The organism is uncultured Porphyromonas sp. (assembly GCF_938039215.1).
GTDB lineage: Bacteria > Bacteroidota > Bacteroidia > Bacteroidales > Porphyromonadaceae > Porphyromonas.
Genome location: NZ_CALHVI010000046.1, coordinates 1 through 21,992, shown reverse-complemented (window position 1 = coordinate 21,992; position 21,992 = coordinate 1). Strand labels below are relative to the sequence as shown.

The window sequence follows — 21,992 nt, the reverse complement described above, 5'->3', positions numbered from 1 at the left end:
CTAATTAATCTTCTTCTCCTGTCTCTGAGGCAGGCTCAGCAGGAGCTTCCTCGTCTTCAGCCTCTTCGTCGGAAGAAGCTTCTTCGTCGGTAAACTCAGCGCTGAGGACATCTAAGACATGATCCAGCATGTCTTCTTCGAGCTCGGTCTTGGTGAGGAGGGTATCACGATCCTCACGCAGGACAGCCTTAGCGGTCGTATAGCCTTCTTCCTTGAGGCTCTGGATGATCCATTCTTCGATCTCGTCGGAGAACTCATCGAGGTAAATATCTTCTTCACCCGTCGCACCCTCTTCGTCACGGAAGATCTCGATGCGGTAGCCCGTCAGCAGAGAGGCGAGCTTGAGGTTCGCAGCATTCTTACCGATAGCCAAGGGCACCTGATCGGGGCGCATGTAGACCTCGGCCTGCTTGATGCCATCCTCTTCGTCGCTCAGGGCGATCGCCACAGCCTTACCAGGGCTAAGTGCACGCTGGATGAAGAGCATAGGATTGGTCGTGTAGGTGGTCACGTCGATATTCTCGCCCTTGAGTTCACGGACGATGCTACGGATACGAGAGCCATTGACCCCGACACAAGCCCCTACTGGGTCGATACGGTCATCATAGGATTCGACGGCGATCTTAGCACGCTCACCAGGGATACGGGCAGCAGCACGGATGGTGATCAGGCCATCGGCGATCTCAGGCACGTTGAGCTCCAAGAGACGCTTGAGGAACTCTGGGCTGACACGGGAGAGGATCACCTTGGGGTTGCTGTTCTCATTCTCTACACGAGCGATGACAGCACGTACGGTCTCGCCCTTGCGGAAGAAGTCACCTGGGATCTGTTCGCTCTTAGGCATGAGGAGCTCATTACCCTCATCGTCGATGAGGAGTGCCTCACGCTTCCAGACTTGGTAGACCTCGGCGGAAATCAGTTCGCCCACACGGCCTACGAAGCTGTGGTAGAAGTTATCCTTCTGGAGCTCTAGGATCTTGCTTGCCAGAGCCTGACGGAGGTTGATCACCGCACGACGGCCGAAGGCATTGAAGTCTACGGCATCAGTGAAGTCTTCGCCGACAGAGATATCGGGGTCGACGGCCTGGGCTTCGCTCAGGCGCACCTCACGAACTTCGTCGACGAGATCTTCATCAGAGACGACATGGCGGGTACGCCAGATCTCGAAGTCGCCCTTCTTATCTAGGTTGATAATGACGGAGAAGGTATCATCCGAGCCGAACATCTTCGATAGGACGTTGCGGAACGAATCTTCCAAGACCGAAATGAGGGTGCTGCGGTCTATGCTCTTGAGCTCCTGAAACTCGAGGAGCGCTTCGATTAAGCTTGTTGTCTCTTTTTTCTTTGCCATAGGGCTATACTATATGTAGGGGTTCTATTTATCAAAACTTCAGGACGCGCTTGGTCTGTAGGACCTCAGCCATGGGGATGGATAGTTCTTCCTCGACTTCGATCTTTCGCTTCTGACCCTCGGGGCGCACCTTGCGGAGGACAGCGAGTGTGATCCCTTCGGCTGAAGCAGCACGCAGGGTGCCCTTCTCCTTGATCCCGCCTTTGCGAAGGACTTCGACTTCTTCGCCGACGGCATCGGTGTACTGACGTAGCACCTTGAAGGCCGAGGTAAGGCCTGCTGAGCCGACTTCGAGCTCGAAGTCTTCGGTCTCTCGATCGAGCTTACCCTCGATATGCTTCGAGAGGGCTACGCAAGCATCGATGCTCAGTCCTGTGGGGGCACCTAGCTCGATGACGATCCTATTCCCGGGGTGTACCGCCACCTCTACGATGTAGTACTCGGGGTGCTCTACGGCGCAATAGCTGGAGGTGATCTCCTCTATGTAGCTCTTCTCGATCATGATGGATATATCGTGGGGGTAAGTCTATGTATGCGAAGAGAGGAAGCTCTGTCGCCTCCTCTCTTCTCGTCTCTTTGCGTGCAAAGGTAATAAAACTCTACGACATAGCCCAGCCGAGGCCCAAGTGCCCTCCCCAAACACCCTCTTGTGGTAGGCCTCCAGCCCAGAGGCTCCCTCGAGGGGAAGCTCTGGGCTGAAAGGGCTAGGAGTGATCGAAGAGCTTAGATCCCGACGTGACCTCCTCCTTCGGAGCCACCACCTGGAGGGACGGGTGTGCCAGAGCCCCCAGGCTTCGTCTCAGAAGACTTCTTCTTCGGGTGGGGCTGGTAGGCTTCCTTGAGGACTTCGCAGGAGATCTGCTTCGTGACGGAGCGCAGGGTCATCTTGGGATAGAAGCGCACATGAGCGGGACGGATGGTCTCGGCATTGACCTCCTCGAACTTATCCATCATCTTCCCCTGAGCCAGCGCCTTGATCGAGCCGAGGTCGGCCAGATCGACGGCACGGCCTGCCAGCAGTTCGTCCTCGACGATGTCATGCAGGGCGATGATCGCTGCACGGAGGTCGGCTCGGCTGATACCCGTACTGTGGATGATACGTCGCTCGACCTGTGGCCAAGTGGTGCGGGGATGTTCGTCTTGGATAGCGAAGTAGACGGTCTTACCTTGACGCTTCCCTAGGTTAAGCTTACGCTTGGCGATCTTGAACTTGAGTGCCATGATACAAATAGTAAATTAGAGTTATACACTGTGAGAGGTTATCCTCTCGTTCACAGCACAAAGGTAGAGCGCCCTCTGAGGGGCGAAGTCCGAAGCGGAGCATTTCGCACCGTGATGTCCCTTGATGACCTTTAGTGGTGCTTAATCGCCCCGCTCTACCCCACTTCGCAAGGCAAAGAGACGATCCCGAAAAGCAGAAATCTAGGGCGGAGAAAAAGCACCCCGTTCTCTCCTAGAGAAGGTGGGGCTCTAGAGGGAGGGAAATACGACCTACGGTAGGTCGCTCTAAAAACCTACTGTAGGTCGCCTCGACGACCTACCGTGGGTCGGTCGACCGACCTACAGTAGGTTTTCTTTCGCCCCTTCTTGAGCCCTCTCATTTGACCCTCGGAGGGCGAGCTCTTCGTTCGCTCCGTCTACCCCCAAGCCTTCCCCCACCTCCCGAGAGAAAGAAGGAGCGTTACGACCCTCAAATCCGTCCTTACTCCCACGAAAAGAACTACCTTTGTAAAGCTCGCTCTCGGGCTGGCTCTCCAGCCCTATTATAATAGGAGCATAGCGATAGCGACCCAACACGAACCCAAAGAGAAGATCATGCAAGAGCCCTATGATAAGGCTGACCTAGATGAAGCCGTAGAGACCCTGCGTCGAGGCGGGATCATCCTCTACCCCACCGACACCATCTGGGGGATCGGATGTGATGCGACCAACGAGGAAGCCGTCCGTCGTATCTACGACCTCAAGCGCCGTGAGGACAGCAAGAGTATGCTCGTCCTAGTGAGTGACACCTACCAAGTGGAGCGCCTCGTCCAGGAAGTCCCCGAGGTGGCCTTCGACCTCATGGAGCTAGCCGTCCGCCCCATCACCATCATCTATTCGGGTGCCTCAGGAGTAGCCCCAAGCCTTCTGGGCGAAGGTAGTTCGCTGGGCATCCGACGGACAGAGGAGCTCTTCTCCTCAGCGCTCTGCAAGCGCCTACGTCGCCCGATCGTCTCCACCTCAGCTAATATCAGTGGCGAGCCTACGCCGCTCTTCTTCTCTGGCATCAGCCCCGAGATCGTCTCGGGTGTCGACTACGTAGTCCGCTACCGCCGAGAGGATGAGACGCCCCGCGAACCCTCGCAGATCATCAAGCTCGGACCTACGGGCGAAGTCGAAGTCCTCCGTCCCTAAATCCCCACCCCTTCCCCTCACACTAGAGCCCCCCGTCGGATGCCTGTACTCAGCCAAGCCCTTACCCCCCTGCTGGATCGCCTCATCTACTGGAGAGAGCGACACATCAGTGAGCGCTACTTCATCCTCATCCTCAGTCTCCTTATCGGGGTGACGATGGCTCTGGTGGCGGGATTCCTGAAGTTCATCATCCATCATATCGAGAGCTTCATCCTCCAGCATATTGAGGATCATAGCTACCTCTACCTGATCTTCCCCGCCGTAGGTATCCTGCTCTCCCTCCTCTTCGTGCGCTACATCGTACGGGATGACATCAGTCACGGGGTGACGAAGGTGCTCAGTGCGATCTCCCAGCGCAAGAGTAGGATCAAGCCCCACAATACCTGGTCTTCGATCCTGGCAAGTGCCATCACTATCGGCTTCGGGGGATCGGTGGGTGCCGAGAGTCCGATCGTGCTGACGGGAGCAGCCGTTGGATCGAACTTCGGTCGACTCTTCCGCCTCGAGCAGCGCAATCTCATGCTCCTCATCGGCTGTGGTGTAGCGGGCGCTATCGGCGGAGTCTTCAAGGCGCCTATCTCGGGACTTGTCTTCGTCATCGAGGTGCTCCTGCTGGACCTGACGATGGCCTCCGTCCTACCTCTCCTAGTCAGCTCTGTGTCGGCTGCCTCGGTAGCCTACATCATCTCGGGGAAGGAGATCCTCTTCCAGTTCATCCAGACCGACCCCTACCATATCGAGCGTATCCCCCTGATGATCCTGCTGGGAGTCGTATGCGGCCTGATGTCGCTCTACTTCTCTAAGACGATGTTCCGCTTCGAAGGGGAGCTCCGCCGTATAGCGAACTACCGAGTGCGCTACCTCATATCGGCCGTGATCCTCTCCCTGCTGATCTTCCTCTTCCCCCCACTCTACGGGGAAGGCTATGATGCGGTGAACATCCTCCTAGACGGGCAGTACACCCAGCTCCTCGACGGCAGTATCTTCGAGGCCTTCTCTAGCTCGTATTGGGTGGTCTTTGCCTTCTTTCTCCTGACCGTCCTCTTCAAGGTCTTTGCCTCTGTCTCCACAAATTCGGGCGGTGGCTGTGGAGGACTCTTCGCTCCTACGCTCTTCATGGGTGGGCTGACGGGATTCATCTTCTCCTATCTGGTGAACTACTTCAGTTCGCTCAATGTCTTCATCTCTCCGAAGAACTACATCCTGCTAGGGATGGCGGGGCTAATGGCTGGGGTGATGCACGCACCGCTGACGGGGGTCTTCCTCATCGCTGAGCTGTCGGGTGGGTACAATCTCTTCCTTCCTCTGATGCTCGTCTCACTGACCTCCTTCGCCACGATCCGCATCTTCATGCCTCACAGCATCTACTCGCTTCGCCTAGCAGAGCAAGGGAAGCTCCTGACGCACCAGAAGGATACCGCCGTGCTCACGTTGATGAACCTAGAGAGCGTGCTGGAGCGAGACTTCGAGGTCGTACGCCCCGAGATGAGCCTTGGGGAGATGGTCGGTGTGATCTCGGTGAGCCACCGCAATTCCTTCCCCGTGGTCGACGATCGGGGGATGCTCGTCGGGATCGTGGAGCTGGACAATGTGCGCAACATCATGTTCCGCCCAGAGCTCTATGATCGCTACAAGGTGCGTAAGATCATGGTGACCCCCGAGGTCAAGATCTCTTCCTCTATGCCCATGACCGAAGTCATGCGCCTCTTCGATGAGACGAAGGCATGGAAGATGCCCGTCGTCGACGAAGAAGGGCACTACCTCGGCTTCATCAGCAAGAGTGCGATCTTCAACAATTACCGCGAGGTACTCAACGGCACCTTCATCGGGGACTAAGCGCCCCCATCCCTATCCCTTTCCTTCTTTAGCCTACGTATGTACAGCCCGATAGTCATCTACGAGGACAATCACCTCCTCTGTGTATCTAAGCGCCCTGGCGAGATCGTCCAAGGCGACAAGACGGGTGATGAGCCCATGAGCGAAGCCCTTAAGGCTTGGCTCAAAGAGAAGTACCAGAAGCCTGGCAATGTCTATCTAGGTGTCATCCATCGCCTAGACCGTCCCGTCGGTGGGCTCGTGATCTTCGCCAAGACTTCGAAGGCGCTGAGCCGTATGAACGAACTCTTCCGCACGGGCGATGTCTCCAAGCGCTATTGGGCGATCGTCACCGCACGTCCCCCCAAGCTCTCCGACACGCTCGAGCAGTGGCTCGTGCGCAACGAGCAGCAGAACAAGAGCTACGTCGCTGCCCGAGGAGCCGACACCCCAGGGGCAAAGCTTGCCCGTCTCTCCTATCGTCTTCTGGCTTCGGGCGACCGCTATCACCTTGTGGAGGTCGAGCTGCATACGGGGCGGCACCATCAGATCCGTTGCCAGCTCTCGGCTCTTGGTTGCCCGATCAAGGGGGATCTCAAGTACGGCGCACCCCGAAGTAATCCCGGCGGAAGCATCAGCCTACTCTCTCGGCACATCTCGCTGACGCATCCCGTGAGCAAGCTACCTCTCTCCCTGACGGCACCCGTTCCCGACGAGCGTCTCTGGCACGAACTCGAGGCTAAGGCTCAGCAAGCAGGTCTCGTACCGACGGACATCCCCGCCCGCTGATCCGCCCTTAGCTAGAGGAGAGCAATTACCCCCAGCGAAGCGAAGTAGCTTCCCCCTCTCGCCCGCCATTTCTTGGGCTACCTTCCCCTCCTTCTTTTACCCCCTTCCTCCAGCCCGCATAAACAGCAGGCTCGGAGCACCCCAAAAACGACCTACGGTAGGTCGCCGAAAAAACCTACTGTAGGTCGCCTCACCGACCCACGGTAGGTCGCACTTGCGACCTACCGTGGGTCCCTTTTTCGCCTCCCCCGTAGTCCCCACCTCGAAGGGCGAAGGGATACCATCAAAAGCACTACCTTTAGGTGGGTATTCTAGCACACGTATCCCACTTATGAAACACGCTCACATGCTCTGTGTCGCCCTTGCGCTCTCTTCAGGTAGCCTTCTAGCGCAGACGACCTTCCCCCTACAGGGCTTTTTGAAGAAGACCACCGACCGCACTCCCGTAGACTTCGCTAATGTCCTGCTCCGAAAGCCCGCAGATAGTACCCTCGTCGTAGGGACGACAAGTGACGAACTCGGGGCTTTTCGCCTCGAGGCTCCCCAAGGGACTTTCCTCCTAGAGATCCATGCTCTGGGCTACAAGCCCTTCCGCAAAACCCTGACGGTCACGGGTGCTCTTGACCTCGGAGAACTGCTCCTCACCGAGGAGGCCAAGGAGCTCTCCGCTGTCCAAGTCACAGGGCGTCGGCCGATCATGCTCCGCAAGGCCGACCGCATGGTCTTCGATGCCACGCAGATCGCTCCCGCAGCAAGCTCCATCCTCGATGTCCTGCGCCAGACCCCAGGGGTGAACGTCTCCGACGACGGCATCAGCCTCATCGGTAAGGGCGGGGTGATCGTCCTCATCAACGAAAAGCGCATCCGCCTCTCGGGAGCCGCTCTGATCAGCCTCCTCCGCTCCTACTCACAGTCCGACCTCGAGGAGATCCAGATACTCACCACTCCGCCCGCTAAGTACGAAGCCGAGGGAAATGCCGGTGTGCTGAACCTCGTCATGAAGAAGGTCAAGAATGATTTCTTCGGAGGAAGCCTCTCCCCCAGCGTAGGTGTAAGAAGGGACCTCCTACGATACGGACTCAATACCAGCCTCAACTACAAGAAGGACAAAGTCACCGCTTCCCTCCAGCTCGGGGGAGGGAAGACCGACTACGATGGGCACATGGATACCTACCGCTACTATCCCAAGCAGAGCAGCTATTACTCCAGCCAGACCTACTACAAGGGGAAGGATCCCTACCTCAACCTACGAGCAGGGCTAGACTATGCCTTCACCCCTGAGCTCTCGATGGGATTCAATGTATCCTATGCTCCGGAGGAGGACAATACTCGACGAGAGAACGATAGCCGAGACTGGCGCGTCCTCTCCAGTGGGGCTCATGAACTCCTACGCCTGCTCCCTGGCGTTGCCGACGAGACGGACAAGAGCCGCTATACTACGGCGAACGTTCACCTTGAGAAGACCTTCAAGTCCGCTCCCCAGCGTCGTCTCTCGTGGGATGCCGACTATGTAGGCTACCGAAGTCAGGAGGGGCGCAACTTCACCTCCCGAGGCTTGACACCTCAGGGCGCACCCATTCCAGGGACAGACTTCCACTTTGATGCCCTGACCGATCAGCATACTGACTCCTACATCACTAGTCTAGACTACCTCACTCCTTTGGGTAAGGGGACTCTGGGCTTCGGAGCTAAGGGCACTTGGACCCGCACCACCAACCGAAGTGACTACGATGCCAAGAGCTCCATGGGCGAACGCCACGACAAGATCATCTTCGACGAACACGTCTACGCTCTGTACGCCGACCTGAGTCAGCCCCTCGCCGACAAATGGAATCTCCGCACGGGCCTTCGTATGGAGTACACCCACACCGCAGGGGAAAACAACGGTCGCCAGCTGAAGCATCTTCGCAGCTACCTCAATATCTTCCCCACGCTCTTCTTGGGCTACAACCCCAGCGACCGCCACGCCTTCAGCCTCAACGGCACCGTGCGCCTCAATCGCCCTCACTTCGGCCAGCTCTCGCCCTTCGCTAGCTATGAGAATCAATACACCATCATGCGGGGGAAGGAAGACCTGCGTGCGGGGAAGCAGGCTCAGCTCACCCTCGGCTACACCTTCCTCGGGGCGCTGAACTTCCAGCTCGGCGGTCGCTATCTCTGGGATGGCATCATACAAGTCATACGCCTGGATCCCAAGACGAACGAGGGGAGCTATACGCACGACAATGCCGAGAAAACCCTGACCTTCAGCCTCGAGAATAGCTTCTTCTTCAATCGGGTTAGCTTCTTCCAGACCTACATCTCCCAGCGTCTCTGGTACGCCGACTCCAAGGTCAATACCGAAGCAACTCCTACGTACGGAGGCTCGAGCTTCGGCTACAGTGTCGATCTCAACAATACATTCTTCTTCAACCGAAGTAAGACCTTCCAAGGCACATGCTACTTCTACTACGAGACCCCAAGCTACGCATGGGGGATACGCAACGGACATAGCATCTCGGGCGGAGCCGGCCTTGCCTACACGCTCCTTCAGGGGAAGCTACGCATCGCTATGAACGCCTATAACCTCCTGTGCAATAAGAATCTTATGGACATCGAGATCCCCGACTATCGGATGCACGTCGTCAATGAGAATCGTGTGCCTACCTGCACTCTTCGCCTGACGTACTCCTTCGGTGCCTCGATCGAAGGCAAGTCAGAGCGTAAGAGTGCCCAAGAGCTCCGCTCCCGCATGTAGTGCCCCGCCTCCCACACCCTTTCTCTCACCGAATTTCCTTGTCCTCCTCCAGCCCGCATAAACAGTGGGCTCGGAGCACCCCAAAACAACCCTACGGTAGGTCGCCGAAAAAACCTACTGTAGGTCGGTCGACCGACCCACGGTAGGTCGCACTTGCGACCTACCGTGGGTTTCCTTTTACACCCGTATCGGTCGGCTCTCCCAGACTACCCGATCATCCCAGCTGATCCACTAAAATACCCTTAGCTTCTTATGCTAAATCGGTTAAGCTCGTTACCCTATTGAAGTATATCTTACTTAGTATATAGGTTTATGCTCTTCTAACATGAATACTTATTCTTTGTGATGCTGTACTAAAGGAGCATTTATGAGGGATGTTCGTTACCTTTGTGCTGACGATCATTTGGCATGTCCAGTATGAATATTGAGGGGATTTAAAAGGAGTATATTACGATCTACTTCCGAAGCTCCTGGTGTGATCTCAGCATCATCTTTATAGCAGTCGATAGAGTCTCAAATAAGCTCTCGACCCGATACGAGATATGCACCTAGTTTGCCTACTACTTTTTCGAGGACAGGAGGCTCTAAAGCAAGTATGACATTCGCCTTGTAAGGAGCAAATAAAGTCTACAAAACAAATATCTAAGAAGAATTAAGATTATGAGAAAGTTTACCTATCTCCTTCTTACACTCGTGCTGGCTGCTAGCTGCATCTCAGCTCAGAAGAAAGAAACACCTGGGATCAATCAAGAAAGAGTGGAACAACAGCCTTCTAACTACCAGCTGTTTGAGACGAAAAACATTTGGGTTTTGATTAAGCTCGATACCCGAAATGGCAAGATGACCCAAGTGCACTTTTCGCTTGACTCAGACTCTTATCGAGGAGAGTTGATCTTGAACGATAGAGCTTTGGTTATCCCAGAAGACGAGAAGGCCGGACGCTTCACTTTGTGTCCTACCCAGAATATGTACACCTTCATCTTGCTGGATAAGGTCACTGGGCGCACCTATCAGGTCCAATGGTCACTGAAGGATGGAGAAAGGTTCATCCTCCCCATACTGTAATAGATAAGCCAAGTCATTTGTGACTTTCTAGACCACCCATCGCTTGGAGCTACTATTGCGCTCCAAAACAAAGGCAAAGTCCCGAAGCTACCCCAAGTAGCTTCGGGACTTTTGCTTGATACTAGCTCCTCTCCCCACCTCACCAATCCTCCTAATAGAAAGCTTGAAAATCGGGCTACCTATTTAGACTTGAAGACCACACCTCCTTCCCTCCCTTTCCCCACGGCTAAAGTCCTTTCTATTCACTCGGATATAAAGCTCAAAACCAGGCAAAAAGGGAGTCCCATCAGTAGCCCCTTTCCGAGCTCTACGCCCACCTCTAAAACAAACCTACGGTAGGTCGCCAGAAAAACCTACTGTAGGTCGTCTCACCGACCCACGGTGGGTCGGTACGCCGACCTACCGTGGGTTTCTTTTGCCCCTTGCTTGTTGTACCGAGCGACTACCCCGATGAAGGGAGCTGCAAGCCGCCTAGGGAAGGACTTAGTGAGGATACGAGTCGAAGGGATTTGGCTAACTTTAAGGAGCGATCGCCTCCTAAGGGGAATCGCAGCATTTTCCTTTACACACAAAAGCCAACTATGCCAAGAGCAACAACGAAGACAGACCTCCTAGCGTCCGCCAACGAACAATTCGACAAGATGTGGCGACTCATCGATGGGATGGATGAGGGAATTCAGCATGCACTCTTCGCCGCAGAGATGGCAACGATGGGCAAGGAGGCCCACTGGGCAAGGGACAAGAACCTGCGTGATGTGCTCGTACATCTCTATGAGTGGCATCAGTTGCTACTGCATTGGATTCAGGCCAATCAAGGCGGTGAGCGCAAGCCCTTTCTCCCAGAGCCTTACAATTGGAAGACCTACTCAGCGATGAATGTCGAACTCTGGAAGAAGCACCAAGCGACACCACTCGACCAAGCGAAAAGCATGCTGAAGGAGAGTCATCAAGCGGTGATGACCTTGCTAGAGACTTTCTCCAATGATGAGCTCTTTGCCAAGGGAGTATTCGATTGGACGGGCACATCTACGCTTGGTGCTTATGCCGTCTCTGCCACAGCCAGCCATTACGACTGGGCGATGAAAAAGATCAAAGCACACATCAAGACCAGCTCCAAATAATCAAGCCGAATCCCTCCCCTCGCTACGAAGGGAACTAAAAAAGCAATCGCCCGTGGACTCTCTAGGGAGTCCACGGGCGATCGTGTATTGTAGAGTGGGGCGGGCTTAGAGGCCGTGCTCGCCGAGGTAGCGCTCAGCTTCGATGGCCGCCTTACAGCCCGAAGCCGCAGCCGTCACAGCTTGGCGGTAGAGCGGATCGGCTACGTCGCCAGCAGCATAGACTCCAGGGACGCAGGTGCGGGGCGTAGCTCCTTCGGTCTTGATGTAACCGACCTCATCGACTTCGACGTAGTCAGAGAAGAGTTCGGAGTTGGGGTGGTGACCGATAGCGAGGAAGAAGCCATCAATGGGGAGATCTACACGCTCTTCGTCGGGCTGACCTAGGCGCTTGACCAGATGTGCGCCTTCGACCCCATCTTCCCCATAGAGCCCCAGGGTGTTGTGCTCGAAGAGGACGGTGATCTTCTCATTAGAGGCGACACGCTGACGCATAATGTCCGAAGCTCGCAGGTAGTCCTTGCGCACGATCATGTAGACATGCGAAGCGAGGCTCGCCAGATAGAGCGCTTCTTCGCAGGCCGTGTCACCGCCGCCGACGACAGCGACCTTCTTACCACGATAGAAGAACCCGTCACAGGTGGCGCAGGCAGATACCCCCAGACCAGCGTACTTCTCTTCGTCGGGGAGCCCAAGGTACTTGGCCGATGCGCCCGTAGAGATGATCACGGTGTCAGCTTCGACCTCAGCACCGTCGCTGAAGGTCACGACATAGGGTGCCTTCGACAGATCCGCCTTAGTAGCTAGACCCGAACGGATCTCTGCCCCAAAGCGGGAAGCTTGCGCACGAAGATCCTGCATCAACTGGGGGCCCGTGATCCCCTCGGGATAGCCGGGGAAGTTCTCCACATCTGTGGTCTGGGTGAGCTGTCCACCGGGCTGAAGCCCTTCGTAGAGCAGGGGGGAGAGGTTAGCGCGCGAGGCGTAGATGGCGGCCGTATAGCCAGCAGGGCCAGAGCCAATGATGAGGCAGCGGCGATGTTCTCTACTCATGATGGTAGTCTATGTGAATGGTGATAGAGTGAGGATGGGATGGAGCTAGCGCATGTCACGGAGCTTCTTCTGCAGCTCCTGACGAGCGAAGAAGATGCGGCTCTTGACCGTGCCCAGCGGGATCCCTAAGGTTTCTGCGATCTCATTATACTTATAGCCCGAGACGAACATGGAGAAAGGTTCCTTGAGGGAAGGCTGGAGCGAAGCGATCGCCCCCGTGATCTCCTTGATGTCCATCGAGCCCTCGGGCGTGTTGTCTCCGCCCTCGCTGAGGAGCGGGACATTGTAGGCATCCACGTTCGGATCGATGAAGCTCTGGGTACGCACGAGCTTGTGGTAGTTGTTGATGAAGATATTGCGCATGATCTTCAGCACCCACCCTTTGAAATTGACATTATCGACGAACTTGTCGTAGTTATTGAGTACTCTGAGGGTAGTGTCCTGCGTCAGATCCTCCGCATCGGCCTCATCCTTGGTGAGGGTACGGGCGAAGTTCTTCATATAGTCCTGCATACCGATCAGGTCCTTCTGTATCTGGAGTACGTCCATATCTTAATTCTTGTAAAAGGAAGGTATAGAGACTGCTCATAAATCAAAGCAATCGGAGCAACTCTAGTCTTTAATTCGACATAAAGGTAGTATTATTTTGCCTGATGCAGGGCTGTGGAATATATGGGGATATTGATCCTTTCAATAGGAAGAGCGCTACCAGCGGATGGGAGCCTTCCCCCAGTGCTCTAGGTAGGCATTGGCCTTGCTGAAGTGACGGCAACCGAAGAAGCCTCGGTAAGCCGAGAGGGGCGAAGGATGAGGAGCTTCGAGGACTAAGTGCTTCGATCGGTCGATCATCGCCCCCTTGCGTCTGGCAGGACTTCCCCAGAGTAGGAAGACCACATGCTCCTGCTCTCGATTGACGGCTTCGATGATCGCGTCCGTGAAGGTCTCCCAGCCAAGGCCTTGGTGCGAACCTGCTTGGCCTGCTCGGACGGTGAGCGTAGCATTGAGGAGCAGGACTCCTTGCTCTGCCCAGCCCAGAAGACTTCCGTCGGGGATGCTGGAGGGATGCCCTAGGTCGGAGGCGATCTCCTGCTTGATATTCTGAAGGCTCGGAGGGATGGCAACACCTGTGGGTACGGAGAAGGAAAGCCCTTCCGCTTGCCCTGCGCCATGATAAGGGTCTTGCCCGAGGATCACCACCCGCACCTCGGGCAGAGGGCAGAGATCCAGCGCACGGAAGATCATCCCCCCAGGTGGGTAGATCGGCCAGCCGGAGCGGTATTCGCTACGTATCTTGTCCGTGAGGATTCCGAAGTAGAGCTTATCGAACTCGGGGGCTAAGGCTCTACGCCAGCTTTCGTCGAGGCGTATGTTCATATTCGGAGATTAGGAAGGTGTCGGAGCCTCGCTACCTCGGAGGATCCGTAGTACTAACGTGCGAAGGCTCGGAGTCGTACCCTCTGCCGATTCGGTGGCTTGGTAGAGGAGGGCATGTCCCGCAGCAGCGAGGGCAGGGATGTCGTTCGCCCCGTCGCCTACATAGAGGGTGGAGCGAAGGGCACCGCCCGTCCACTCCGTGAGGAAGGCACGCTTCCCCTCGGCGCTTACGATTGCTTCGGGCAAGAGCCCAGCGAAGCGCCCCGCCTCGGTCCACAGCACGGGACTACCTATATAGTCCGTGACTCCCAGACGCTCGGCTGAAGCCGTGACGAAGGGCAGGTAAGCACCCGTGACGATCGCTCGGGGAAGGCTCAGCTCATGTAGCAGGCGCACGCTCTCCTCTGGGATGGGGATCGAACGTATGACTTCGTCGAAGGCTTCCCGCTCCAGCCCTTCGAGGAGCCGTGTGCGGTGAAGGAAGCTTTCGGTGAAGGGCACCAGCCCCCGCATCGCCTGATCGGTCAGCCGAGCCATCTCGTCGGAGCGTCCCAGCCTGCGGGCTAGTTCGGGTAGAAGTTCGGCCGTCGTGAGCGTCCCATCGAGGTCGAAGGCCACATGCGTGATCGGCTGAAGGGCATCGCTCGAAGGGAAGTAAAGTGAGGTCTTCGCTTCCCGCACCCAAGGGATGAGCCCCCCAAGGAGTTTCTTTCGGAGTGCTTCCTCCTCACCTTCCCTCAGCTCCCCTACTCGCTGAGCTTTTCCCCCCAAGCCTTCCCAACTCAGCCACAGCCCAGCCTCGTCCGCTCGGCAGAGTAGCTGAGCCTCAGACAAGCCAAGTGCTTCCGTGAGGAACTGACGAAGCCCCCGAACGAGCGACTCGGCGTGCCGACCGAAGAGATAGAGATGCTGCAAACGAGGCATCGAGCGAAGAAGGACTAGGGTGAATACAAAAGAAGAGTGCCTAACTGTGAGACAGTCAGGCACTCTTCGTTGGGATTACTCGTGGGAGACTAACTAGTCACTCGTGAGCGAGGGTGGAAGATGGGATTCGAACCCACGACACCTGGAACCACAATCCAGTGCTCTAACCAACTGAGCTACAACCACCATGTACTGCTCTGCTTTCCGCTTGAGCACTGCAAAGGTAATAATAGTTTCTCAATCCACCAACACCTCTACGAGCTTTGTCCCAATTTCCCCTGCTCTCCGCAGCCTCAACGGCCGACCTAAAGCCCCACGCTCAAAGGGACGAAGAAGCGATCCGCCCCCTTTAAAAAGAGAAGCCAGCCACACACTCTCTCCGCCCAAGAAATCCCTACACTTCGAGGGGAATGCAACCCCGTCTTCTGACCCGCTCTCCAGCCCGTCTAGACAGAGCCTTCGGGTACCCCCAAAATAAAACCTACTGTAGGTCGTCTTGGCGACCCACGGTAGGTCGGTCGACCGACCCACAGTAGGTTTTTCTTGCGACCCACCGTAGGTCGTTTTTTGCCCCCCTGCGCATCCCTCCAAAGAAGCCCCGAGGAGAAGTCCATTCATCCCCGGTCCAAGGATCGGAATCTACCGGGGGGAATTACCTCCTTCAAACCAGTTCTATTGGGCTGATCACATAGGGATACGCATAGGCTAAAACTCAGAGAGAAAATTCGCTAACTTTGAGGCGTAGTTAAAAGACTTTTCAAACCCGAGTTGAGAGTCAAACGAGCTTATTCTAAGATATAGTGTGTATTCCTCCGAGGTAGAAGCAGGGCGAACTAGACCACATACCTCCTTGACTAGCACCTGTCACACCGAGATAGTAGAACGATCTCTTATTTAATTCATATTCATCATGCCCCAAAAGGAAACCAGCACCGCAGAGACCAGTACACTCAAACAATGCTTTATCGTCACTCCCCTAGGGATGGATGGTTCCGAGATAAGACGAAAAGCAGATGGTGTTATTCAGGCCGTTCTCAAACCTATTTTAGAAGAGTTCGAGTATGAAGTCATCCCTCCACATGAAATCGATAAGCCAGGCTCTATTACAATACAGGTAATCGAACATCTACTTCACGATGAATTAGTCATAGCTAATTTAACTACCCTCAACCCAAATGTCATGTATGAATTAGCTGTGAGGCATGCCACTAAACTACCAGTAATATGTATTGCAGAGCGAGGAACTGAGCTCCCTTTCGATATAGCCTCCGAAAGGACGATCTTCTATAATGATGACATGGCTGGAGTCGAAGGACTAAAAGCCTCACTAAGACGAACGATAAAAGCCTCTCTCGAAGAAAATGATCCAGATAACCCTATATATCGAGCTCAAGAAAACTTTGAATTAAAGAAGGTTGTCACAGAGAATGATGCACAGAAAGTCATCATTGATCGACTTAATGCAATCGAACGCAGACTAACGAATATAGAATCATTGGAGCGAAATAGTTCTACAAGGACTACTTCACCTTCTTTCTCTGAAAGAAGCACACCAGTAGATTCATATCTCGATCTAGCGACAAGACTCGCAAGCCTAAAGAAAACAATCGAGCTTGCTGATAAGACTTTACAAGAAGGACAGAGGTGCTATTCCCAAGACGAGGCCGAATCATGAAGTATCCAAGACAAGGGAAAGTCACTAATCGAAGAGTTCTCCCAGAGTCGCTTCAAGAAATACAGATGCACCAAAGGACTTGAACTTCTTCAATCAGAGAGGGGGCAAGGCATACAAAAGTTCCTTTACTCATATCCTCCTGTGTTTGCAGACTACAACGATGAGCTCGCCCGTGGATTCCTTGAGTGGAGTCCACGGGCGAGCTCATCTATGTGCTGTCTCTGGAAGAGTAATAAATTACTCGGGGAGGACGAGGCGCTCGAAGCCGGGCGACATCAGGGTGCGGAAGCCGTCCTTCCCGTCGCCGAGGATCAGCATGTACTCGACACCAGGGAAGTGCTTCACGAGGGCGGGAACTTCTTCGGCACGGCGGGTCATGCAGGCCGTAGCAAGGCCGTCCGCCAGCATACAGCTAGGGGCAAGGATCGTGACGCTCAGGATGTCCGTCTGGATGGGATAGCCCGTGCGGGGATCGATCGTATGGGCGACCTTCTTGCCGTCCACGAGCTTGAAGTTGCGGTAGTTGCCCGAGGTAGCTACGCCCCCTGCCTTCGTGGGAAGCTGGATGCGCACCTGGAACTGCTCCGAGCCGGCCGAAGCACCTTCGACGGGCTTATCGATACCGATGACCCAAGGCTTCCCCTGAGGATTGACCCCTTGGTAGGCAATCTCCCCGCCGAGCTCGACGAGGTAGTTCTTCACCCCCTTCTGGAGGAGCATTCGGGCGACAAGGTCAGAGCAATAGCCCTTAGATATGGAGGAGAAGTCCATCTTCATCCGTGGATCGGCCTTGATCATGCGGAGGCCGTCGAAGGTAACCTTCTCGTAGCCCACGAAGGCACGGATGCTGTCAATGGTGTGCTGGCTGATGCTGTCCTTCTTCTCGAAGCCAAAGCCCCAAAGGTTGATGAAGGGCGAGCAAGTCACGTCGTAGCTCCCCTGTGTCTGGCGAGAGATCTCCACCGACTGCAGGAAGACTTCACGGAGCATCGAGTCGGCTTGCTGGGACTCGTTGCGGTTAATCGCCGAGATAAGGCTCGTCGAATCGAACGGGTTAAGCGAATGGCTGAAGGCATGGAAGGTCGAGTCGACCGCCAGCGAATAGTCCGTAGGCAGGTCGTACTGAATGGAGAAGGTCGTCGTGAAGACTTCGCCCGAGAGGCGGGTATAGTCACTCACGGTCTTGCCCGAGGAGCAAGCAAAAAGCGCCCCAGCAGCGACGGCTGCTAAGGCGCATAGCTTCCCTGCCCGAAGCAGGGGAGAGAGAGAAGTATGAGAGTGCATATTCTTGGGGAATGAGAAGGGAAGAGCCCTTAGAGCTCCTCCTCGATCTTGTAGTCGTTGCGGTCCTGTGACTGGCGGGCAAGGAGCTCGGCGAGGAAGCCCACGAGGAAGAGCTGGGTGCCGAGGATCATCCCCGTCAAGGCGATGAAGAAATACGGGCGGTCCGTCACCAGCGGAGCAGGGGTATTCGTCCAGATATGGAAGAGCTTCGTGATAAGGACTACCGCCAGCGCTAGGAAGCCGACGATGAACATGAGGCTCCCGCCCAGACCGAAGAAGTGCATGGGCTTGCGCCCGAAGGTAGAAGTGAACCACAGCGTGATCAGATCCAGATAGCCGTTGACGAAGCGGTTGAGTCCGAACTTACTTTCCCCGTACTTACGCGCCTGATGATGGACGACCTTCTCCCCGATGCGAGAGAAGCCCGCCACCTTAGCCATGTAAGGGATGTAGCGGTGCATGTCGTTGTAGATCTCGATGCTCTTGACCACTTCGGAGCGGTAAGCCTTGAGCCCGCAGTTGAAGTCGTGCAGGTTGTCGATGCCCGAGAGCTTGCGAGCGGTGGCATTGAAGAGCTTCGAGGGAAGGTTCTTGCTGAAGACGGGGTCGTAGCGCTTCTGCTTCCAGCCACTCACCAGATCGTAGCCCTCCTCCTTGACCATGCGGTAGAGTTCGGGGATCTCGTCGGGGCTGTCCTGCAGGTCTGCGTCCATCGTGATGACTACGTCGCCTTGGGTGCGGGCGAAGCCACACTGCAGGCCGGGGGACTTCCCGTAGTTGCGACGGAACTTCACGCCCCTGACGTGGGGGTTCTTCGCCTGCAGTTCACGGATGACCTGCCACGACTGGTCGGTGCTGCCGTCATTGATGAAGATGATCTCGTAGGAGAAGCCGTGCTCCTCCATGACACGTCGGATCCACGCCTCGAGTTCGGGCAGGGATTCGGCTTCGTTGTATAAGGGGATGACGAGAGAGATATCCATAGATCGAAATTAGTTGCGACGGAGGGCAAGTCCGACGATGAGCCCCCAGATAGCGCCCATGATGATGGTGAGCAAGTAGTCCGTCCAGAGCCACTGCCAAGTAGAGATCATCTGCAGATCCGTGATCATCCGCTCGGCATCGGCTTGATTGACTAGGGGTGAAGACTTGAGCATCTCGCCCCAGAGCTCCAAGGTCGAAGGCACAGCGTACTTGAAGTAGAAGTACTGAGGGACGAAGGCCAAGATACCACCGAAGGCATGCAGCAGGACGACATAGCTGAAGCCCTGCCCGATGCGGAAGGCTCCGCCAGCGAAGTAGAAGTCTCGGTAGGTACGTGCCGCTCGGTAGGCGAGGAAAGGCACAGCCAAGACCCCGACGAAGTAGATCAACTGCAGCAGGGGGACACTGAAGCTCAAGAGGCGAGCCGTATAGATGACGGCCAGCACGAGCCCGAAGGTCAAGCCTGCACGGGCCGCCGTCGGGAAGAGTGGAGATGAATTGGGAGCTACTGCCATAAGTCTGTTTTTACGGGCGCAAAGGTACGACTATTCGGGCAATAAGTCACCCCGACTCGCCTGCTATTTACACAATGAACAGGGTGCTAAAAATCCTCTCAAAGCATGCGATATCACCACATCTACGTATGGTATTTGGGAAGCTACAATATACCCCCCAAAGGGTAACTGCTTACCTTGACTGCGACTGTATCACAACAAGGGACAGGGCAGAAGAAACAACAACTCCCTCCTTCTTATATGGGTACTATTGAATCTGCAACTAATGCATACGAGGTAGATTCTTGATAAGGCTATAGACAACTGGAGTTATCATTAAACAGATGGCTATAGTGAATATTATGATTAGCACTTCATCTGCGCCGATTGTGCCAATAAACATGATTGATAAGAGCAATATGAGCAGGCCAATCAAGCAAGAAAGTACAAGCGCTAAGATAATGCGTCCCGCTAAACGCTTCATCCTCCAAATCCCCCCAACAAGGTATCCCCCTATCATTCCAGCCACAAGGAGACTCAAGCCTCCTGCCATCGAATCCAACTCACAATCTCTAATCCCCTTGAATCCAAAGGCTACACCAGCTGCAAGAGACCATAGCGATGCCACACCTCCGAAGATCGCAATCAGGCTAATGCCCAAAGTGCGCTTCTTCTGATATAGTTGATTCCTATTATACTCCTTGATTTGTGTATAGATCTTCCGAAAAGCCAGAGGAAGGAAATAATATAGCAAGGCGAATGCAGCGAAGATACCCAAGGCTACAAAATGAAGAGCATGACTATTCATAAGACTAGCATTTTAGTTAGAATCCACTCTTTTCAAGAATGCTATAGTCTGTGCGAGAGTAGGCTACTCCAACCAGCCGATTGTTGTCGTCGACTCGAGCAGAGATGCGCCCCTTAATAGATAGCTTAACGCTACCCTTATCCCAGCCAATAATTGCACCAACAAGATATACACGGAAGACACCCTCACATTCATATCTCATGTACTTATCATGTTCCTTGGGTGTACCCATGCTGACTGTCTCTACACGCTGCACTTCAAATCCCTGAAAATCATTCAGACAAATATCCTGAGCATCTTCAGCAAGCTCCCGTTCGAAGTCCTTCACCTTCTCGAGTAGCACCTGTTTTGCCACCTTAGATTGATAGACATCAATCATAGCTTCCCAAACCTTTGCTATGTTGGCTCCTTGATTGCGAAAGCGATAATCATTGTCTCTTACTTCGCCGTTGAAATTCTCGACACTACTGTATTCTCGTTCGAGAATCTCCTTCATCTGGTCAATAAGAGCTTTGTCATCGTTCAGCTTCTGGAGCCAATCTTTAATCTCTGGATGTACATCTTGAAGCTGAATAGCTTCGCTCGTAGTGAAAAGATCGATAGCTCGCTGATATTCATCTGCAGCATCAGAGTATTGGTAGGCGAGCGCAGCCTCGTATTTCTCTTTGAGAGCATTGAAGGTCGCCTGTTCCAGTTGCATCGAGAGGGCTCTACGCTGGAGCATGAGATACCCTTTATGCTTGGAGTCAGGATAGTCCGAAAGGAATTTATCCAGCTCAAGGATACTTGACCGTATTTGCTCGGCAGAAGTTGTACTCGGATTATTCATGATGAGAGTGACATTCTCATCTAAAGCATGAAAGCGTTTCCCCTCATCACTACAAGCCGAAAAGCAGAGCAAAAGGAGAAGAAGGGAAAGAGGGTAAAGTTGTTTCTTCATACACGTATAGTTAGATGAATGTAAAGTGTTAGAGCATTGGGATCATTTGGAGACATTTGTATGTAGACGTATGAATCGCAGAGCCACTAGCCAAAGAGCAACGAAGAGAGCAAGGTAAGCGACGACAGGCAAAGCACCAAGTAGGTAAGCCTCACCATCGATCAAGCTTGCACTTTGAAAAATCAGGTAGTTATAGCTTCCATGGAATGCGATGGGAAGGAGTAATGCCAAGGCAAGCTGCTGCATGCGCTTCCCTCGTGTAGGCGCAAAGCGAGCTTGAGCATAAAAGTATCCCATGACTACGCCAAAGAGCCCATGCCCTGGTACGGAGAAGAGAGCTCGGAGCAGGGAGGTCGAGAAGCCTTGTTGAAGTACATACAAGATGTTCTCTACTGTGGCGAAGCCAAGCCCGACAAAGACCGCATAGACAATCCCATCAATGGGCTCATCCAGCTCGGGGCTATGCCATGTCGTGCGTGCCAATAAGAGAAGCTTCCAGCCTTCTTCGCTTAGGGCCGCGACGATGAAGGCGTTATAGAGTAGTACTGATATTTCTCCTCTGGGGGGGGTCTGTGAGAGGAGGATCTCTGTCCCCAAGATGGGGAGGACCAGTATCATCCCGATCAGATAACTCTTGAGCAAGAGTCGCCGTGGCTCCTTGTGGAGGTCTTTCCGATAGATGAAGATCAGGAAGAGAAGGGCTGGTAGGATGGCTGATAGAATGAGTAGAAGGGAAATCATAATGGACTGTGGTTAGAGAGAATTACTTGCTTATAGATTCGCGTACTTCGCGGGCACGCTGGAGATATCTTTCGGCCTTTTCATATTCCTTTAGGGCGTTGTAGTTATTCCCTAAGTTGTTTAGTGTGGTAGCCAGCTTAGCTCTAAACGCCTTAGGATTCTCTTTGGCTAATAGCTCTTGTATCTCAAGCGCACGCAGATAGTACGTGTTTGCCTTTTGATATTCCTTTAGGGCGTTGTAGTTGTTCCCTAAGTTGTTTAGTATGTTCGCCAGGTCGGGTCTAAAAGCCTTAGGGTTCTCTTTGGCTAATAGCTCTTGTATCTCAAGCGTACGCAGGTAGTACGTGTTCGCCTTTTCATATTCCTTTAGGGCGTTGTAGTTCTCCCCTAAGTTGTTTAATATGTTCGCCAGCTCCGGTCTAAACGCCTTCGGGTTCTCTTTGGCT

Annotated in this window: 21 protein-coding genes and 1 tRNA gene; 7 read left to right on the top strand and 15 right to left on the bottom strand. The window is 54.3% G+C overall.

Translation table 11 applies throughout. The features are described from left to right. Window positions 1-4: 4 nt before the first annotated feature. The 3 genes from nusA to Q0336_RS06330 all read right to left on the bottom strand — a co-directional run bounded on the left by nusA (window position 5) and on the right by Q0336_RS06330 (window position 2,572). Entirely contained in the window at window positions 5-1,351 is a 1,347-nt protein-coding gene (nusA, locus tag Q0336_RS06340) for a transcription termination factor NusA (protein WP_298526757.1), read from the bottom strand. A gap of 31 nt (window positions 1,352-1,382) precedes the next feature. Continuing rightward, window positions 1,383-1,853, bottom strand: a complete 471-nt coding sequence (gene rimP / locus Q0336_RS06335) for a ribosome assembly cofactor RimP (protein WP_298526755.1) — start codon at window positions 1,851-1,853, stop codon at window positions 1,383-1,385. Window positions 1,854-2,074: 221 nt separating this feature from the next. Continuing rightward, complete coding sequence (locus Q0336_RS06330) at window positions 2,075-2,572, bottom strand: HU family DNA-binding protein (RefSeq protein ID WP_298526753.1); 498 nt, start codon at window positions 2,570-2,572, stop codon at window positions 2,075-2,077. Window positions 2,573-3,166: 594 nt separating this feature from the next. On the opposite strand from Q0336_RS06330, the gene Q0336_RS06325 reads away from it, so the two are divergent. From Q0336_RS06325 to Q0336_RS06300, 6 genes are all read left to right on the top strand, one after another. After that, entirely contained in the window at window positions 3,167-3,745 is a 579-nt protein-coding gene (locus Q0336_RS06325; protein ID WP_298526751.1) for an L-threonylcarbamoyladenylate synthase, read from the top strand. Window positions 3,746-3,784: 39 nt separating this feature from the next. Beyond that, window positions 3,785-5,581 carry a chloride channel protein gene (locus Q0336_RS06320; RefSeq protein ID WP_298526749.1) on the top strand — a complete coding sequence of 599 codons (1,797 nt, stop codon included), beginning with the start codon at window positions 3,785-3,787 and terminating at the stop codon, window positions 5,579-5,581. Window positions 5,582-5,620: 39 nt separating this feature from the next. Continuing rightward, window positions 5,621-6,349 carry an RluA family pseudouridine synthase gene (locus tag Q0336_RS06315; protein ID WP_298526747.1) on the top strand — a complete coding sequence of 243 codons (729 nt, stop codon included), beginning with the start codon at window positions 5,621-5,623 and terminating at the stop codon, window positions 6,347-6,349. Between the two features lie 331 nt (window positions 6,350-6,680). Next, on the top strand, window positions 6,681-9,086 hold the full coding sequence (locus tag Q0336_RS06310) for an outer membrane beta-barrel family protein (RefSeq protein WP_298526745.1): 2,406 nt from the start codon (window positions 6,681-6,683) through the stop codon (window positions 9,084-9,086). 660 nt (window positions 9,087-9,746) lie between these two features. After that, window positions 9,747-10,151: a hypothetical protein gene (locus Q0336_RS06305; RefSeq protein WP_298526743.1), complete on the top strand. Its 405-nt coding sequence runs from the start codon at window positions 9,747-9,749 to the stop codon at window positions 10,149-10,151. A 581-nt stretch (window positions 10,152-10,732) separates the two neighbouring features. After that, window positions 10,733-11,272: a ClbS/DfsB family four-helix bundle protein gene (locus tag Q0336_RS06300; RefSeq protein WP_298526741.1), complete on the top strand. Its 540-nt coding sequence runs from the start codon at window positions 10,733-10,735 to the stop codon at window positions 11,270-11,272. A gap of 105 nt (window positions 11,273-11,377) precedes the next feature. Here the strand turns inward: Q0336_RS06300 and trxB are convergent, their stop codons facing one another. The 5 genes from trxB to Q0336_RS06275 all read right to left on the bottom strand — a co-directional run bounded on the left by trxB (window position 11,378) and on the right by Q0336_RS06275 (window position 14,807). After that, window positions 11,378-12,322: a thioredoxin-disulfide reductase gene (gene trxB / locus Q0336_RS06295; protein WP_298526740.1), complete on the bottom strand. Its 945-nt coding sequence runs from the start codon at window positions 12,320-12,322 to the stop codon at window positions 11,378-11,380. Window positions 12,323-12,367: 45 nt separating this feature from the next. Further along, complete coding sequence (locus Q0336_RS06290; protein ID WP_021667414.1) at window positions 12,368-12,871, bottom strand: RNA polymerase sigma factor; 504 nt, start codon at window positions 12,869-12,871, stop codon at window positions 12,368-12,370. 156 nt (window positions 12,872-13,027) lie between these two features. Continuing rightward, window positions 13,028-13,696 (bottom strand): uracil-DNA glycosylase, encoded by a 669-nt coding sequence (gene ung, locus Q0336_RS06285; RefSeq protein WP_298526737.1) that lies wholly within the window; start codon window positions 13,694-13,696, stop codon window positions 13,028-13,030. A gap of 9 nt (window positions 13,697-13,705) precedes the next feature. Further along, complete coding sequence (locus tag Q0336_RS06280) at window positions 13,706-14,620, bottom strand: HAD-IB family phosphatase (protein ID WP_298526735.1); 915 nt, start codon at window positions 14,618-14,620, stop codon at window positions 13,706-13,708. A 111-nt stretch (window positions 14,621-14,731) separates the two neighbouring features. Then, window positions 14,732-14,807, bottom strand: a tRNA-His gene (locus tag Q0336_RS06275). Window positions 14,808-15,530: 723 nt separating this feature from the next. On the opposite strand from Q0336_RS06275, the gene Q0336_RS06270 reads away from it, so the two are divergent. After that, window positions 15,531-16,295 (top strand): hypothetical protein, encoded by a 765-nt coding sequence (locus Q0336_RS06270; protein ID WP_298526733.1) that lies wholly within the window; start codon window positions 15,531-15,533, stop codon window positions 16,293-16,295. A 237-nt stretch (window positions 16,296-16,532) separates the two neighbouring features. Here the strand turns inward: Q0336_RS06270 and Q0336_RS06265 are convergent, their stop codons facing one another. The 7 genes from Q0336_RS06265 to Q0336_RS06235 all read right to left on the bottom strand — a co-directional run. Continuing rightward, on the bottom strand, window positions 16,533-17,579 hold the full coding sequence (locus tag Q0336_RS06265) for an FAD:protein FMN transferase (protein ID WP_298526731.1): 1,047 nt from the start codon (window positions 17,577-17,579) through the stop codon (window positions 16,533-16,535). Window positions 17,580-17,608: 29 nt separating this feature from the next. Beyond that, on the bottom strand, window positions 17,609-18,562 hold the full coding sequence (locus Q0336_RS06260) for a glycosyltransferase family 2 protein (protein ID WP_298526729.1): 954 nt from the start codon (window positions 18,560-18,562) through the stop codon (window positions 17,609-17,611). Between the two features lie 9 nt (window positions 18,563-18,571). Next, window positions 18,572-19,078, bottom strand: coding sequence for a DUF4199 domain-containing protein (locus Q0336_RS06255; protein WP_298526727.1), 507 nt, complete (start codon window positions 19,076-19,078; stop codon window positions 18,572-18,574). 262 nt (window positions 19,079-19,340) lie between these two features. Beyond that, a complete protein-coding gene (locus Q0336_RS06250; protein ID WP_298526725.1) occupies window positions 19,341-19,865 on the bottom strand; it encodes a hypothetical protein in 525 nt (174 codons plus the stop codon). Between the two features lie 16 nt (window positions 19,866-19,881). Continuing rightward, window positions 19,882-20,805, bottom strand: a complete 924-nt coding sequence (locus Q0336_RS06245; RefSeq protein WP_298526723.1) for a hypothetical protein — start codon at window positions 20,803-20,805, stop codon at window positions 19,882-19,884. A gap of 42 nt (window positions 20,806-20,847) precedes the next feature. Next, window positions 20,848-21,546: a PrsW family glutamic-type intramembrane protease gene (locus Q0336_RS06240; protein ID WP_298526721.1), complete on the bottom strand. Its 699-nt coding sequence runs from the start codon at window positions 21,544-21,546 to the stop codon at window positions 20,848-20,850. Window positions 21,547-21,568: 22 nt separating this feature from the next. Continuing rightward, a partial coding sequence (locus tag Q0336_RS06235) for a tetratricopeptide repeat protein (RefSeq protein ID WP_298526718.1) occupies window positions 21,569-21,992 on the bottom strand: 424 nt, incomplete at its 5' end.

Bases quoted from the DNA above. Each gene is read 5' to 3' on its own strand.
- nusA (WP_298526757.1), bottom strand. From the start codon at position 1,351: ATGGCAAAGAAAAAAGAGACAACAAGCTTAATCGAAGCGCTCCTCGAG.
- rimP (WP_298526755.1), bottom strand. From the start codon at position 1,853: ATGATCGAGAAGAGCTACATAGAGGAGATCACCTCCAGCTATTGCGCC.
- Q0336_RS06330 (WP_298526753.1), bottom strand. From the start codon at position 2,572: ATGGCACTCAAGTTCAAGATCGCCAAGCGTAAGCTTAACCTAGGGAAG.
- Q0336_RS06325 (WP_298526751.1), top strand. From the start codon at position 3,167: ATGCAAGAGCCCTATGATAAGGCTGACCTAGATGAAGCCGTAGAGACC.
- Q0336_RS06320 (WP_298526749.1), top strand. From the start codon at position 3,785: ATGCCTGTACTCAGCCAAGCCCTTACCCCCCTGCTGGATCGCCTCATC.
- Q0336_RS06315 (WP_298526747.1), top strand. From the start codon at position 5,621: ATGTACAGCCCGATAGTCATCTACGAGGACAATCACCTCCTCTGTGTA.
- Q0336_RS06310 (WP_298526745.1), top strand. From the start codon at position 6,681: ATGAAACACGCTCACATGCTCTGTGTCGCCCTTGCGCTCTCTTCAGGT.
- Q0336_RS06305 (WP_298526743.1), top strand. From the start codon at position 9,747: ATGAGAAAGTTTACCTATCTCCTTCTTACACTCGTGCTGGCTGCTAGC.
- Q0336_RS06300 (WP_298526741.1), top strand. From the start codon at position 10,733: ATGCCAAGAGCAACAACGAAGACAGACCTCCTAGCGTCCGCCAACGAA.
- trxB (WP_298526740.1), bottom strand. From the start codon at position 12,322: ATGAGTAGAGAACATCGCCGCTGCCTCATCATTGGCTCTGGCCCTGCT.
- Q0336_RS06290 (WP_021667414.1), bottom strand. From the start codon at position 12,871: ATGGACGTACTCCAGATACAGAAGGACCTGATCGGTATGCAGGACTAT.
- ung (WP_298526737.1), bottom strand. From the start codon at position 13,696: ATGAACATACGCCTCGACGAAAGCTGGCGTAGAGCCTTAGCCCCCGAG.
- Q0336_RS06280 (WP_298526735.1), bottom strand. From the start codon at position 14,620: ATGCCTCGTTTGCAGCATCTCTATCTCTTCGGTCGGCACGCCGAGTCG.
- Q0336_RS06270 (WP_298526733.1), top strand. From the start codon at position 15,531: ATGCCCCAAAAGGAAACCAGCACCGCAGAGACCAGTACACTCAAACAA.
- Q0336_RS06265 (WP_298526731.1), bottom strand. From the start codon at position 17,579: ATGCACTCTCATACTTCTCTCTCTCCCCTGCTTCGGGCAGGGAAGCTA.
- Q0336_RS06260 (WP_298526729.1), bottom strand. From the start codon at position 18,562: ATGGATATCTCTCTCGTCATCCCCTTATACAACGAAGCCGAATCCCTG.
- Q0336_RS06255 (WP_298526727.1), bottom strand. From the start codon at position 19,078: ATGGCAGTAGCTCCCAATTCATCTCCACTCTTCCCGACGGCGGCCCGT.
- Q0336_RS06250 (WP_298526725.1), bottom strand. From the start codon at position 19,865: ATGAATAGTCATGCTCTTCATTTTGTAGCCTTGGGTATCTTCGCTGCA.
- Q0336_RS06245 (WP_298526723.1), bottom strand. From the start codon at position 20,805: ATGAAGAAACAACTTTACCCTCTTTCCCTTCTTCTCCTTTTGCTCTGC.
- Q0336_RS06240 (WP_298526721.1), bottom strand. From the start codon at position 21,546: ATGATTTCCCTTCTACTCATTCTATCAGCCATCCTACCAGCCCTTCTC.